Below are 14,192 nucleotides of genomic sequence, written 5' to 3'. Positions count from 1 at the left end.
TGACTAGAGCATCTGGCCAATCCTGGGATCGACTTCAGGATTGGCAGCGATCAATCTGAGCGCTGATTTCTTGCATGCTAGCATGCAAGAGTATTAATCGTAAATTAGATTTATCTAGGTAGGAGCCTGAGTTTCTGATGATTGAACGACCGGTGTGTCCGAGTCCGGCGTCGCGAATGATGTACCACTTTTTACCACCGACAAATAGCAAAGAGATACAGCCGCCACCACTATCCCTGGCACACAGGAGAGCATCACACCGGCAGTGCCAGTGCCAAGAGCCAGCATTTTACCAGCGACCAAGGGCCCACTCATTGCACCTAGCCTGCCTATCGCCACGGCGGTCCCGACGCCGGTAGCTCTGCCCTTTACGGGATAAAATAAAGGTGCCAGGGCATACAACACACTTTGGCCTCCAGTGGTGAAAATACCCGCAAGAAAACCAGCCACAAGCATTCCGATCAGCGTAGTGGATACGTACAGCCCCATCAACGCTACGAGCATGCCTATATAGATGATGAGTGACATTACCCAAGTCGGCATTCTGTCCATCAACATACCGAGCATCAGCGTGCCGATTGTGGCGCCAAGCTGCATCGTGAGAACAACCCAACTGGCATTTTTGCCCGAGAATCCCTGAGCAACCAAAAGGCTCGGCAGCCAGTTGATCAAGATGTACGTCACCATCAATGTAAAGAAGAAGCTCGCCCACAGCAGTAACGTGGGTTTAGCATTGCCCTTTGCAAAAAGCAGCGTTGAAATCCTTAACGTATCCTGCATCGTTCCAGAAAAAGCTTTCGATTCGGGTAGGTAAACTCCTAGCAAAGGCACGATCAACAAAGGAACGATACCGCCGACATAGAAGACCAGTTGCCACCCTAAACCAAAATCGTTAACGCCAAACAGCGCAGCTCCGGCTGCCCCCAAGGGTACGCCGCAATACATCATGCTCACTGCGGTGCCACGAAACTTGGGACCAGCGACCTCTGAGGTCAATGCAATGAGATTGGGCAGAGAAGCTCCTAGACCGGCACCGGTGAGAAAACGCGCCGCAATGAGCGAGTTGAAGTCCCACGCTTCTGCTGTCACCAAAGAAAAAACACCAAATAGGGCGACAGAAGCCATGAGCACATACTTACGTCCATATCGATCCGCCAACCGGCCGCCCAAAAAAGCACCCGGTAGCATTCCCATCACACCCGCACTAAAACCCCAGCCCATATGGAGCTTGTCTATACTAAATGCAGACATCATTCCCTGGGCTGCAATCCCCGGAGCCTGAAGATCCAAACCCTCCATTAGGGCAACCATGAAGCAAAGTGCAATGGTGATGACGAGCCCGCCGCGGGCTGTGTTACTCGGTAGATTAGACATTACCTAACCTCCGGTGCGATGTAGCCGACACAGCTGTTTTTACGAGACAAAGACGCGGTCGAAATAAAATGCGGTGCCGGTCTTTATCACCAATGAATGATTGGCAGACGTTCATATCAGTAACCCAATTGTTATTGTTGTCATTGAGCAAAAGGCCGCTTTAAAGGCGGCCGTTTTTTAACGCTTCAAGAGATCCAGAGCGACATCGACGATCATGTCTTCCTGACCGCCGACCATACGGCGTTTGCCAAGCTCGACCAGGATGTCGATGGTCTTCAAGCCATACTTTGCGGCAGCCACTTCGGCGTGTCGCAGGAAACTGGAATAGACCCCGGCATAGCCCAGAGCCAGAGTCTCACGGTCGACACGTACTGGGCGGTCTTGTAGAGGTCGGACGATATCGTCTGCAGCATCCATTAAGGTGTACAGATCAGTGCCATGGTTCCAGCCCAATCGCTCAGCTGCCGCGATAAAAACCTCTAACGGCGCGTTACCTGCGCCTGCCCCCATACCAGCAAGACTGGCGTCGATTCGGTCACACCCCTCTTCCACTGCGGTAATGGAGTTAGCTACGCCCAGTGAGAGGTTATGGTGAGCATGCATGCCGGTGTGAGTCTCAGGTTTGAGCACTGCTTTGAAAGCACGGAACCGATCGCGGATATCCTGCATATTCATGGCACCGCCGGAATCAGCCATGTAAACGCATGTCGCACCGTAGCTTTCCATCAGCTTTGCCTGCTCGGCCAATTTTTCCGGCTCGATCATGTGGCTCATCATAAGGAACCCAACGGTATCCATCCCTAGCTCACGCGCAAACTCGATATGCTGCTTGGATACATCCGCTTCGGTGCAATGGGTGGCCACGCGAACGACACGAGCGCCAGCGTTGTAGGCTGCTTTGAGATCATGGACAGTCCCGATGCCTGGTAGTAACAGGGTCGCGATCTTCGCGTGGGTGATGACGTCAGCTGCAGCCTCGATCCACTCAAGATCGGTGTGCGCCGCAAAACCATAGTTAAAGCTTGAGCCCTGAAGACCATCACCGTGCGCCACCTCGATGGAGTCGACCTTGGCTTTATCCAGCGCCCGGGCAATGTCCTGAACATTCTGGATGCTGTACTGATGACGAATCGCATGACTGCCGTCGCGCAGAGTAACGTCAGATATGTAGAGTTTTTTATTCAGATCGATGCTCATTGAATATTCCTCAGACGCTCGTCATTGAATGGGCCATGCGCTCTGCAGTTGCCAACGCGGCGGATGTCATGATGTCGAGGTTGCCCGCGTAGGACGGCAGGTAATGCGCAGCGCCTTCGACTTCCAGAAAAATGGAAATCTTGAGGCCGTGAAATTTTCCTAGCCCAGGAATGTTCAACGGCGCCTGTTCCGAAATCTCATCGAACTGAACCTTCTGCTTCAAGCGATAGCCGGGAACGTATGCTTGTACCGCAGCGACCATCTCCTCAACCGACGCTTCGATCTGGGCTTTATCCGCGGCTTCCGAGAGAACGAACACTGTATCTCGCATCATCAAAGGCGGCTCTGCCGGGTTCATTACGATGATGGCCTTGCCGCGAGCGGCCCCACCGACAGCCTCGATAGCCTGAGAGGTGGTTTCAGTGAACTCATCAATGTTCGCACGCGTACCCGGCCCAGCGGACTTGCTAGCGATAGATGCGACGATCTCGGCGTAGTGAACCTTTGCCACTCGCGAAACCGCCGCCACCATCGGGATGGTCGCCTGACCGCCGCATGTCACCATGTTGACGTTGAGCGCATTGAGGTTCTGTTCAAGGTTCACTACGGGAATGCAATAGGGCCCGATGGCGGCAGGCGTCAGGTCGATCAAACGGATACCTGGCTTGATGCTACGCAGGAAAGCATCGTTCTTCACGTGAGCACCGGCACTCGTCGCATCAAAGACAAAGTCGATCTCGGGAAATATCGGAAGCTTAGTCAGGCCCTCTACGCCCTCGTGCGTAATGGCGACGCCTAGACGTGCCGCTCGAGCGAGGCCGTCAGAATTAGGGTCGATACCTACCATAGCGCCCATTTCCAGGTACTTCGCATTACGCATGATCTTAATCATCAGATCCGTGCCGATGTTGCCGGAGCCGACAATGGCTACTTTGAGCTTTTTCATGTTTTTTGCTCTCTCAGGTGCGCAATCAACCAGCGCTGAATTCCACCGCGACTTTTCCGATGCCGCTAATCGTTGCTTCAAACCGATCACCGGCAGCCACTTGCACCATCGGCCCTAGGGCACCCGTAAGAATGATGTCACCTGCTTTCAAAGGCTCACCAAGTCGAGCCATAGTGCGAGCTAGCCATACCGCAGCATTCAAAGGATGTCCGAGACATTGCGCGCCGCTACCTACTGAAACTGACTCACCATTTCTAGTCATTTCCATTTCTGCTTCACGCAAATCCAAACCGTCTAATCGCCGTGCTGGGCCGCCCAATACGAAACATCCACTTGAAGCGTTGTCAGCCACCGTGTCGACAAAGCGGATATTCCAGCCTTGAATACGACTACCTACAATTTCGAGCGCAGGAAGCACCCACCCGGTAGCGGCCAGGACATCCGCAAATGTGGTATCCACTCGAGGCAGGTCAGACTCCAAAACCAGAGCGATCTCAGCTTCAATTTTTGGTTGCAGTAGGCTTGCGTAGGGAACGACTTCGTTATCGCCATAACACATGTCGGCGAACAACGTGCCAAAGTCGGGTTGATCGACCCCTAGCTGGGCCTGAACCTGTTTATTTGTTAAGCCGATCTTGCGACCGATGACCCGCCGACCAGCTGCAATGGCGTGGGCCACGTTCAATCGCTGAATGGCGTACGCCGCTTCCCGGTTATCAAGACCAATCTGATCACGTAGAGGCTCAATTGCCTCACCACTGCTTTCAGCCTGGCGCAAAGCTCCCGCTAATTGCTCTAGAGTCTGCTGGGGCACATTCATAAGACACCTCGTAATTGCGCGCTGTACGAATCACCCGATGCTGTGCGTGTGGGACATCGGGGTGTTGGGTGTCGGGACTGAAGGAACCATAGTCACCGACACCAGGTAAGCGATTAATGGGTGAGGAAGTCCAAAACCATGCGGTTGAACTTGTCAGCATGCTCCCACTGCGCCCAGTGCCCGCAGTTGTTGAAAACGTGCAATTCGGAGTTCGAAATACCAGCAATCAAGCGCAGTCCGGTATCCATCGGGACGAAGCGATCGTTACGCCCCCAAATGACGAAGGTCTCGGCTTTGATTTCACCAAGGCGATGGCCGAAGTCTGGAAATTGCTTAGGGTTTGCGTCGATACTTTTGACAAAGTTGTCCAAGTGCTCGCGCTGGCTCAGCATATTATCCAGGCGGCCTTGGAATAGTTCGTCAGTCAGCGCACTGCTGTCGTAGACGAACACCTTCATCATTTTTTTGAGGTTCTCGATATTGGGCTCGCGGTAGACGCTCTGGATCAGCTTGATGCCCTCTGTGGGCATTGGCACGAAGGAACTCGCTCCACCAGTACCACCGCCCATCAAGACCAACTTGCCCACCCGCTCAGGGTTGTCCAACGCAAAAGCGACTGCTGTGTGGCCACCCATCGAATTGCCTACCAGGTGGACGCGGTCAAGCCCAAGTGCGTTGACAAACCCTTTAAGCGCAGCAGCATTAAGATGGGAGCGTGAGCCAGTGCAGACCACGGGATCGCTTTTGCTCCAGCCCGGACAGTCCATCAAAATGACGCGAAAACCTGCGTCTACAAACGTGTCGATGTTGCGATTGAAATTTGCCCAACCGCTGGCGCCAGGACCCGAGCCGTGGAGCATGATGATTGTTTCAGCCCCGTCACCAGCATCGTTATAGTGCAGTTGAAACTCATGTTCGCCTTCTTTGACGCGAACCAGTTTGCTGGTGTTTTCATTGGTGAAGGTTTGCTTGGCAGACGTCATCTCTTCTTCCTCATATGATCAGGAGATGGGCTCTTGCGATAAGACGCAGGAGAGGAAAAAACTCAAATTCGCTTAATCCGCGATTGGACGAGCGCTCAAAGCACCGAAGCCCGCAATCCACTCTGGGATCGGTCGGTAATAGCGGTTACTCGTTTGATAAGAGCCATAAGCCGTCATGGCGGCGAATGCAGCCACCCAGGCTTTGACCTCGTGAGTGGATTTGCCCGCTATGGCTGAGAGTTCGTCATCACCGATGCCATCAAGCTCATGCAAATCGCCGGCTTGAAGGGTGTCGAGAAAATAGCGATCCCATGTCGGGTTTAGCGGATGCAGGGAATTCTGATCATCGATAAAGAGCAGGGCCGCGTTGATAACCCGCTGCGTGCGCGCCTCCCGCTCATCTAGCGGCAGGTTCCTGCCTCCACCTAACAAACGCTCTCGTAAGTGCGAGTTTGCAGTTGCCAGCTCGGGTACCGGGGGCTGATGAGACAAACCGCCAGATCCCAGAAACAGAACACGCTTGTCGGTTTTGGCGGCATAAGCCCCCACTGCTTCACCGAACATTCGAACCCGCTGAAAACTCGGCATGGGGCGCGCAAGGCAATTGATGAAAATCGGAATCGTGGGATACCGATCTAACCCGCCTAGCAGAAAATCGAGTGGTTGGGCGAAACCGTGATCGACCTGCATGCGATAAGAAACTGCAGCATCTACTCCCGCAGCTAACACCGCAAAAGCGAGTTCCTCAGCTTCCCGAGCTGGCACTGAGATGACACCCGCAGCAGATCCAAAATCGCCGATGGCTTCTGCAGCAGTACCGATGCAAAAGGACGGCATGATGTCGTAAAAGAAACCGTTGTAATGGTCAGGAGCAAACAGGATTACAAGTTCAGGATCGAAAGCTTCGATCTGCTGACGGGCCGAATTAATCTCGGCATTAATTTCTGCCAGAACATCGGGGGAAGGGTCGACTAAGCCGACCAGAGGTGTGTGTGACAGACAGTGGAGGAAAACGCTCATAGCCATGCACCTTGTCATGCGCTAAAAAACCCGAAGGTTTTCGGCACACTAACGACGGCCCAAGTCGAATGCAGTGAAGGCTGCATCGATACCCTAAAAAGGGCGAGTAGCGCTCGTCGTCATGCGTACGCTTTTGTTGTTGGTGAAATCATCATGCCTACTCACATACTAGCATGCAAGAACAATATTAACCTGAGGCGCTGGCATTTTCTCGTCAATGATTGTTCTGGAATCCCTGCGGCCGATGTTGAATCGGCCGTAGGGAGCGCACTTACGCTTGCGGGTTTATAACGAAATTAGTGAATCCACCATGTCGCCCGGCTATGGAATCCAAGGCTTCGTTGATGCGGCTCAGCCCAAAACCAGTCGTCTCGAATACCGACAGATCGAGAACGCCTCGCTCCGCCATGTCAGCAATATCCTGTCCCTGGCCGGCTGTGAACCAGTTAGAACCCAGCCACTGAACCTGGGCTGCCATTAGCTTGAACAGATTCATCGGAACCAACTCAGACACACCACCCACATGCACAGCTTGCGCACCACGATGCAGGCAATCGATCGCATCAGTGACTGCGCTTGCAGGCGCTCCCGGCCCCAAGGTGTCGACAACGAGATCAACCCCTGCTCCGTTGGTATTAGAAAAGGCCCACTCTGACAAGGAGTTGCCGTCAGACGTTGAGAATGTTTCGATTCGCTGAGGGGCTAACTGGCGAACTTGCTCCAGAAGCGCCTTATCCCTGGCGACAGCAAAGATACGAGTGACGCCAAGCGCTAGCGCCAATAGCACAGCGCCAAGACCAAGAGTCCCGCTTGCACCGTTGACCAACACAGTCATACCAGGGCCCGCTTTACCACGCTTAAGAGCAGCGTACGCCGTTCCCAGATACCCGAACCGCGCCGCCTGATCGAACGTTACATTATCTGGCAGCTTCACAAGGCTATATTGGGGAGCTGTCATAAACTGCGAGAAGCCACCGTAGGGGTAGTGCTTCAAAAGATCATTCGCCTCGGGCGAAAAACCGAAATAACCCGAGTAGCCGAAGCGCTCGCAGCTCAGGGGATCACCCTTGCGGCAGCAGCGGCATGTGCCACAGAACCGAGCCGGATTTACATAAACCCTATCGCCCTCTTTAAAGTTGAAAACGCGTTTTCCGACCCCGACAACGGTACCGGCAGGGTCCAAACCGAAAATGGCAGGTAACTTCGGCAGCGGCAGATCTGGAAACCAGGTTGGATAGTTCTTGATCACGTTCCCAAGGTTGGGCACGACACCACACGACTCTACTCGTACAAGCACTTCATCGCTGTCAGGAGTAGGAATATCGATTTCGTCCACACTCATCGGGGAACCGATATCGTGAAGCCGAGCGGCACGCATTTTATTAGTCATTTGAATTCTCCATTTTGTTATTGATAGCGGAGTTATTTTTTACTCATGCTGCACGCTGACACGGATCACTTTCGCGTCGCGTTGTACAACCCTTCAATTACGTTTACGTTGGCACGTGCACCATCTTGAGCGGCGGCCATCCTGATACGTCTAGCCTCTTCCTGGCCTTCTGGAGGCAGCCAGTTGCGGTCATGCCCCCAGAAACTGGGCCCGTGGACGACTTCATAGGGCTCCCACGTTTCGGGATCAATAACCAGCCCGCCCCAACCGCACTCAACCAGAAACCCGGATGGGCTCTTTGCATAGAATGAAACCACCTGATCGTTCGTATGCCTTCCCAACGTCGTTGCAATTCGCCCTTCATCCACCAACGCCAAGTCGTAGGCCTGTCCGACGTCATCAAGACTCAAGGTTTCAAACATGAGGTGGTGGATACCAACCTTGCCCGTTTCCAGAATTGCCAGACTATGGTGACGTTGGTTTAGATGCAGGAAGATCGCCTTGAACGGTCGCTCGAAATAGTCACTCAGATGAAAACCCAAAAGGTCACGGTAAAACGGCAAAATATCCTTGGCGCTTGGTACGGTGAGGACCACATGGCCAATGCCCATGTCCCCAGTCCGGAAACCTTGCATCGTACGTCCTGGAATGAAGGGCGTTCCTGCCTCAGCCAATCCGTGATAGACCTCAATGCGATTGCCAATGGGATCTGAAAAAACAATCAAGTCCCGAACCTGCCTTTGCTCACAAAGCGAGCGCGACCCGCGATTGACGCGTACCTGTGCCCGCTCCAAACGCACTGCAAATTGATCCAGAGCCGCAGCGTCGGCAACCTCCCACCCCATGAAGCCAAGACCGTTGCGGTTCGCTTCGTTGACGGTCAACCGTTGCTTACGGTCATCCATCCTGAAGGACATACCATCACTCACCGTTTCGGTGAGCTGGAGCCCAAGAAAGCGAGAGCCATAATCCTTCCAACCGGAGGAGTCGGTAGTATCGACTCCCAAATAACCCAGAGCTTTAAGCGTCATTACTGCATATCCTCTGTCGTCGCTGATGCACTTACCGCTATAGCGAGTCGCCTCGTTTAGAAATGAGATGGGGAAAATGCAGTGGGCAGCAGGATTTTGCTTTCTTGCTTCTGCATCACGCTGATGGTCGATTTGGATGGATCCGTCCACTCTGGATCAGACCAGAGCGCCTTACGACGGGCTTCACGATCAGCGTAATTTTCGTACGCCCAGAGCTGCACGATTTGATTGAGTTCACCCGTGTCAGTCGTGTAGTAACCCACCAGATTGCCTAAATGTTTTTTCTGAATTGGAAAGCGCTCTTTTTCAAAAAACGGTAACCATTCACGAAGTTTTCCGGGCAAAAGCGTGTAAGTCCGCATTTCTACGATCATTGGCTAAATCCTTGTTAAATTAGGTGTGATTAACTTTCACGATCCCGGCATCTCGCATCGCGGATGCGAGAACCGGCCTTGCCTTTTCAGAAAGCGGAACCAGCGGTAGTCGGCAGTGGGGCTTGATTAGGCCTAGCTCCCCAAGGGCCCATTTCGTCGGCGATGGGCTGCTCTCGATGAACAGTGCTTGGTGAAGAGGCATCAGTTGCAAGTTAAGCGCCGACGCTGCTTTTGCCTCTCCTGCCAATGCGCGCTCACAGAGCTGAGCCATTAGACGGGGGGCAACGTTCGCAGTAACGCTTATCGTCCCCTCCCCTCCAAGTAGCATTAGCGCCACAGCTGTAGGGTCATCACCTGAATACAAGCTAAAGCCGCTAGGTCTATAGCGAAGAATTTCAGAAGCCCTCTCGATACTGCCGGTAGCATCCTTGATACCAATAATGCTTGGCTCACATGCAAGCTTCAGAGTTAGCTCAACCCCAATATCTACCCCGGTTCGCGCAGGGACGTTGTAGAGCACAATAGGAAGGTCTACTGCCTGAGCGACGGCTCGAAAATGTTGAAACATGCCTTCCTGCGTAGGACGAACGTAGTAAGGAGCTACATGTAGCGCAGCGTCCGCACCAATCTTCTTAGCGAGCGCCGTCAACTCAATAGCTTCGCTGGTTGAGTTCGCACCTGCCCCTGCGATAACAGGTACGCGACTAGCCACCTGGCGAACCGCGAAGGCACATACCTCAATGTGCTCCTCGACGGAAAGCATGGCGGACTCGCCGGTAGTGCCCACGACGCAAAGGCCATGTGTTCCTTCGGCGATATGCCATTCGATAAGCCGCGCGAGGGACTCGTAGTCGACGCCTCCGTTCTCAAGCATCGGTGTAACAACAGCAACGATACTGCCTGCCAGGCTAACCATCACATACCTCTTCAGAACTGAATTGCACTGCAATCCGTCAAGTACACCTAGAGCTGCGGGGCGCCATAGGCCCCGTTCCAAACCGGTGAAATTACCAACTCATTAACACAGACATGACGGGGCATACTGGCGACAAACCTGACCGCAGCGGCGATATCCTCAGGTTTGAGCATCTTCGACAAAGCCGCCTCGGTGGGTGGCACTTTGCGACGCGACATGGCAGGCGTTGCGACTTCTGCAGGAGACAGCGCACAGGCTCGGATACCGTGTTGGTATTCAGAGGCATTGAGGCTGGTGGTCAACGCGATCACCGCTGCCTTGGCCGCGCTATAGGAAGGTCCTGGCTTGGCCGACACGAACCGACCGGCCCACGAGGCGATGTTGATTACCAACCCGCTCTTAAGCGCTCGCATCGATGGGAGCACCGCGTCGATCGTGTAGTAGACGCCGTTCAAATTGATCTGCGTGACCTGATCGAAATCTGAACTGGAGAGCTCTCCCCATGCGCGAGCCGCCACGTTCATCCCAGCATTCGCCACTAGGATACTTACCGGCCCGTAGTCAGATTCGATTTGGGCTACAGCACTACGAACCGCATCGAAAGATGTCACATCAACGCTTACAGCAGCAGCGTTCGGACTTAGGGTGTGCAAGCGTTCTAGCGCTTGCGCAAGCGCTGCTTCACCCCTGGCAGAAATCACAACAAAATGCCCGTCTTGTACAAGTGCTTCCGCTATTGCAAGACCGATTCCGCTCGACGCCCCCGTTACCCAGCAAACAGTTCGATTCGTGTTGCTCATGACACACCCCCGACTTCCAGGAACTCATCGCTTCCTGGATTCACGTCACCGCAGAAAAGCGAAAGCGGCGGGAACGCGTTGGGATCAATCATGACGTCCAGCAAAGCAGGAACACCGGCGGCGAATGCACGCTCCAGTGCACCCGCCATTTCAGCAGGATCACTTACAGTTTCGGCCCAGCAGCCAACAGCCCGCGCAATACCCGCATGGTCTACCGCTTGGAATCGGCAGGCGTCACTGTGCACACCGTAATGGACATGCTCGGCATGAAGTTCATAACCCAGAATGCTGTTATTCAAAACAATGAGAACCACTGGAATATTCATGCGCCGTGCTGTCTCAAGCTCCGACCAGCAGTGACCGAATCCACCATCGCCCTCAAGGGCGATCACTCGTGCATTCGGATGCGCTACCTTAGCCCCCAGCGCCATTGGATAACCCCAGCCCAAACCTGCGAGTCCTCGTGGAGTCAGAAAGCGAGATCCTGCACGGCGAGACGTGAGGAAGCTGGTGACCCAGTTGGTGGAGTAGCTCGCGTCTGCCACCACGATGTCATCTGGGCGCAGAATCTTGTCCAGTTCCGCCATCAACGCCTCCGGTCGAAGCGCGCCATTGCGACCACTACCTATCGCAGCACGTGCTTCTCGCACTTGCGGTCGAGCAGCTTCGATTTCCGCTTTGACCGCTGCAGTCCGTTGAGCACCATGACTAAAGTCATGCGAAGCCAATGCCTGGATGAGCGAATCAACGGTGAGTCGCGCATCGCCCAATAAGCGCACAGAATCATAGTTGCGCCCGATTTCCATCGGGTCGATATCGATGTGGACGATCGTCGCGCCGTTTGGAACAATTTTCCAAGTGTCCGTCCCATTTTGATTGGTACGAGTACCAACCAGCAGAATCAGGTCGGCGTCAGTCAGATGGTGGCCGAGCTCATGACCGGGTGTGCCAGGCCCCATGCAGTTGCCAAAGACGCCCAGAGACAGCGGGCCGGTTTCGTCGACTGTCCCCTTGCCCATATTGGTTGTGGCAACGGGAATACCGCACAGCTCGCTCAAGCGATTGATACTAGCCGTCGCTCCAGAGAGATGCACACCACCACCGGCTACGATAATCGGTCGCTTGGCGCCTGCGATCAGCTTGGCAACGTGCTGTACAGCCTCCGGCGATGGAGCGAAGCGATCCAGTGGGAAATGCCCAAGATTGGAGGTGCGCGCCGGGCTGGATGTAGCAGGCTTGCGCAGCAGATCCATTGGCAAAATAAGCACAGCTGGCCCTGGTCGGCCGCTGGATGCAGCAGTGAAAGCCTGGTCAATGTAATCGTCCAGTCTGCTGACCTCTGTCAGACGTCTAACCCATTTTGCACAAGACTGAAAAAGGCTGACGTGGTCAAACTCCTGAAACGCGTTGCGGTCAGTCATGCCCATAGGCACGTCCTGAACGATCGCCACCATTGGAACTGATGCCTTCAATGCTTCCGCCAATGGCGCGACCAATAGGGTCGCTGCCGGACCATTTTGCGCAGCCACTACACCCACTTTGCCACTCACACGAGCATAGGCATCAGCCATTGCACCGCCTGCGTTTTCGGTACGGTAACCAACCTGACGGATACCATATTCATGAGCAATAACGAAGAAAGCGGCAGGAATGGCTTGACCGAACACATGAGTGACATCATGACGGCGCAGTGCAGCGGCAAGGACGTGAGCGGCAGTGGTGTTGGATTCTGTTGCGGCAGCTTGAGACTTATCCGCTTCTTGGGATTGTTTCACTTCGACCTCCTGAGTGCATTGCCCTAAGGCATTTGTGCGGTCCGCGTAGACGAACCTTTTTATTGGAATGCTAGCATGTAAGCTAAGCCTATGCGGTTAGCGAGTCAATGCTTGGTACGTGCTAATAACTGAATACGTTGCCGCCAAAACCATCGAATTGTTAGATATATACTTCCGGTGTGACTATCAAACAACAGAAGGCGAGTCGATAGATTTCTTGACCCTCACCACTGCCGGGGACAGTGCAAATAGCGTGAGCACCGCGCCGGTCAGCCCCAACATCGCGATGCCGATAATTCCAAGGTTCAAGCTCCCGGTTACGGTCTTGATGTAGCCCAGAATCGGAGGACTAACGAAGCCTGCGACGTTACCCAGCGTGCTGATGAATGCGATCCCTAATGGGGCCGATTTACGATCCAGATATCCAGGCGGTAGTGACCAAATCAAAGGCCCGCTCGCCCCCGTGCCGAAACTCGCCACGGCGAAGAAGAACAGCATCCAGGGAAGCGTTTGAGCGATGGTTCCTGCCACTAAACCAAAGCTGATCAAACCAAAGCAAAACACGAGATGCCACCGTCGCTCACGTAACACGTCTGAGCTCCAGCTTAGTGCGATAGCCCCCACAAATCCGAAAAGCAGGGGAATCGCAGACAGGAAACCGACATCCACAAGGGAGTTCACACCAGAGTCCTTAACGATCGTGGGAAGCCAAAAAAACAACAGGTAGTTGCTGCATGCCGCGGTAAAGAACAGGTAAGCCACTAAATAGTTAACGGGGTTACAAAGAATGTTCCTCATAACGCCCTTGGAGTGCTGCTCCTCAGGGATTTCGTCCTTTGCCAGGTCTTCCTTCACCAGTCGTTTTTCATCATCCGTCAACCAGGTCGCGTCGTCGGGGCGATCACGCAGTACGAAAAAACATAGGATACCCAGCAAGCAAGCCGGCGCACCTTCGACGACGAACACCCATTTCCATCCTGATAGCCCTCCCACCCCGTCCATATAAGTGATGATCCAACCGCTTAATGGAGACGCAATAGAGCCAGCTACTGCGTTGGCAACAAAAATAACTGCCGTGACACGAGCCCTCATAGATGAAGGAAACCAGAACGTCAGATAGAGAATGATGCCGGGTAGAAAGCCCGCCTCAAAAGCTCCCAGCAGCAGACGCAGGGTGATGAGGTGAGAAACGCTGGTAACAAATGCAGTGGCGACCGTCGCTAGCCCCCACAAGAACATGATGCGCAAAAAAGTCCGTCTGGCGCCCCATCGAGCTAACAGTGCATTACTCGGCATTTCACACAATGCATAGGTAATGAAGAAAGCACCGGCTGCAATCCCGAACCACGTAGCATTGATGCCAAGCTCCTCACTCATCTGCAGCTTGGTGAAGCCTAGATTGATTCGATCAATGAAGGCCACGCCGTAGCAGATAAACAAGAAAGGTATTATGCGCCACCAAATTTTGCGGTAAGCGGTTTTGCGCTTGATCGCTATTTCAAGCTGCAGCTCAGTTGACACGGTCATAACCTTCTCCACTTATTATTTTTAAATTGGGCTGGTACA

The 14,192-nt window shown here is 53.7% G+C and carries 13 protein-coding genes; all 13 read right to left on the bottom strand.

Annotated elements, in window-relative coordinates:
- Positions 1 to 114 precede the first annotated feature (114 nt).
- Positions 115 to 1,374 (bottom strand): 3-(3-hydroxy-phenyl)propionate transporter MhpT, encoded by a 1,260-nt coding sequence (gene mhpT, locus BFP96_RS06265; protein WP_065935837.1) that lies wholly within the window; start codon positions 1,372 to 1,374, stop codon positions 115 to 117.
- A 177-nt stretch (positions 1,375 to 1,551) separates the two neighbouring features.
- Positions 1,552 to 2,571 (bottom strand): 4-hydroxy-2-oxovalerate aldolase, encoded by a 1,020-nt coding sequence (dmpG, locus tag BFP96_RS06260; RefSeq protein WP_065896206.1) that lies wholly within the window; start codon positions 2,569 to 2,571, stop codon positions 1,552 to 1,554.
- A 10-nt stretch (positions 2,572 to 2,581) separates the two neighbouring features.
- On the bottom strand, positions 2,582 to 3,517 hold the full coding sequence (locus tag BFP96_RS06255; protein WP_065935836.1) for an acetaldehyde dehydrogenase (acetylating): 936 nt from the start codon (positions 3,515 to 3,517) through the stop codon (positions 2,582 to 2,584).
- 25 nt (positions 3,518 to 3,542) lie between these two features.
- Positions 3,543 to 4,337, bottom strand: coding sequence for a 2-keto-4-pentenoate hydratase (gene mhpD / locus BFP96_RS06250; protein ID WP_065935835.1), 795 nt, complete (start codon positions 4,335 to 4,337; stop codon positions 3,543 to 3,545).
- Between the two features lie 113 nt (positions 4,338 to 4,450).
- Entirely contained in the window at positions 4,451 to 5,320 is an 870-nt protein-coding gene (locus BFP96_RS06245) for an alpha/beta fold hydrolase (protein ID WP_017138687.1), read from the bottom strand.
- 72 nt (positions 5,321 to 5,392) lie between these two features.
- Positions 5,393 to 6,340, bottom strand: a complete 948-nt coding sequence (locus tag BFP96_RS06240) for a 3-carboxyethylcatechol 2,3-dioxygenase (protein WP_065896227.1) — start codon at positions 6,338 to 6,340, stop codon at positions 5,393 to 5,395.
- Positions 6,341 to 6,611: 271 nt separating this feature from the next.
- Positions 6,612 to 7,730, bottom strand: a complete 1,119-nt coding sequence (locus tag BFP96_RS06235) for an alcohol dehydrogenase catalytic domain-containing protein (protein ID WP_065892871.1) — start codon at positions 7,728 to 7,730, stop codon at positions 6,612 to 6,614.
- Positions 7,731 to 7,795: 65 nt separating this feature from the next.
- Positions 7,796 to 8,761, bottom strand: a complete 966-nt coding sequence (locus BFP96_RS06230) for a VOC family protein (RefSeq protein ID WP_017138684.1) — start codon at positions 8,759 to 8,761, stop codon at positions 7,796 to 7,798.
- 56 nt (positions 8,762 to 8,817) lie between these two features.
- Positions 8,818 to 9,135: an NIPSNAP family protein gene (locus BFP96_RS06225; protein ID WP_017138683.1), complete on the bottom strand. Its 318-nt coding sequence runs from the start codon at positions 9,133 to 9,135 to the stop codon at positions 8,818 to 8,820.
- A 19-nt stretch (positions 9,136 to 9,154) separates the two neighbouring features.
- Positions 9,155 to 10,051 carry a 4-hydroxy-tetrahydrodipicolinate synthase gene (gene dapA, locus BFP96_RS06220; protein WP_017138682.1) on the bottom strand — a complete coding sequence of 299 codons (897 nt, stop codon included), beginning with the start codon at positions 10,049 to 10,051 and terminating at the stop codon, positions 9,155 to 9,157.
- A 47-nt stretch (positions 10,052 to 10,098) separates the two neighbouring features.
- A complete protein-coding gene (locus BFP96_RS06215; RefSeq protein WP_065896210.1) occupies positions 10,099 to 10,851 on the bottom strand; it encodes an SDR family oxidoreductase in 753 nt (250 codons plus the stop codon).
- Positions 10,848 to 12,626: an acetolactate synthase catalytic subunit gene (locus BFP96_RS06210; protein ID WP_065935834.1), complete on the bottom strand. Its 1,779-nt coding sequence runs from the start codon at positions 12,624 to 12,626 to the stop codon at positions 10,848 to 10,850. The genes BFP96_RS06215 and BFP96_RS06210 overlap by 4 nt, the downstream gene beginning before the upstream one ends.
- 186 nt (positions 12,627 to 12,812) lie before the next feature.
- The gene (locus BFP96_RS06205; RefSeq protein ID WP_065892874.1) at positions 12,813 to 14,153 is read right to left on the bottom strand and encodes an MFS transporter; all 1,341 of its coding nucleotides are present in this window, start codon (positions 14,151 to 14,153) and stop codon (positions 12,813 to 12,815) included.
- Positions 14,154 to 14,192: the final 39 nt, after the last annotated feature.

Origin of the sequence: Pseudomonas sp. 34 E 7 (assembly GCF_900005715.1) — a bacterium.
In the GTDB taxonomy this organism is placed as follows: Bacteria; Pseudomonadota; Gammaproteobacteria; order Pseudomonadales; family Pseudomonadaceae; genus Aquipseudomonas; species Aquipseudomonas orientalis_A.
Note: the sequence above shows the minus strand (reverse complement) of the source record. Positions and strands in the feature narration are given on the sequence as shown.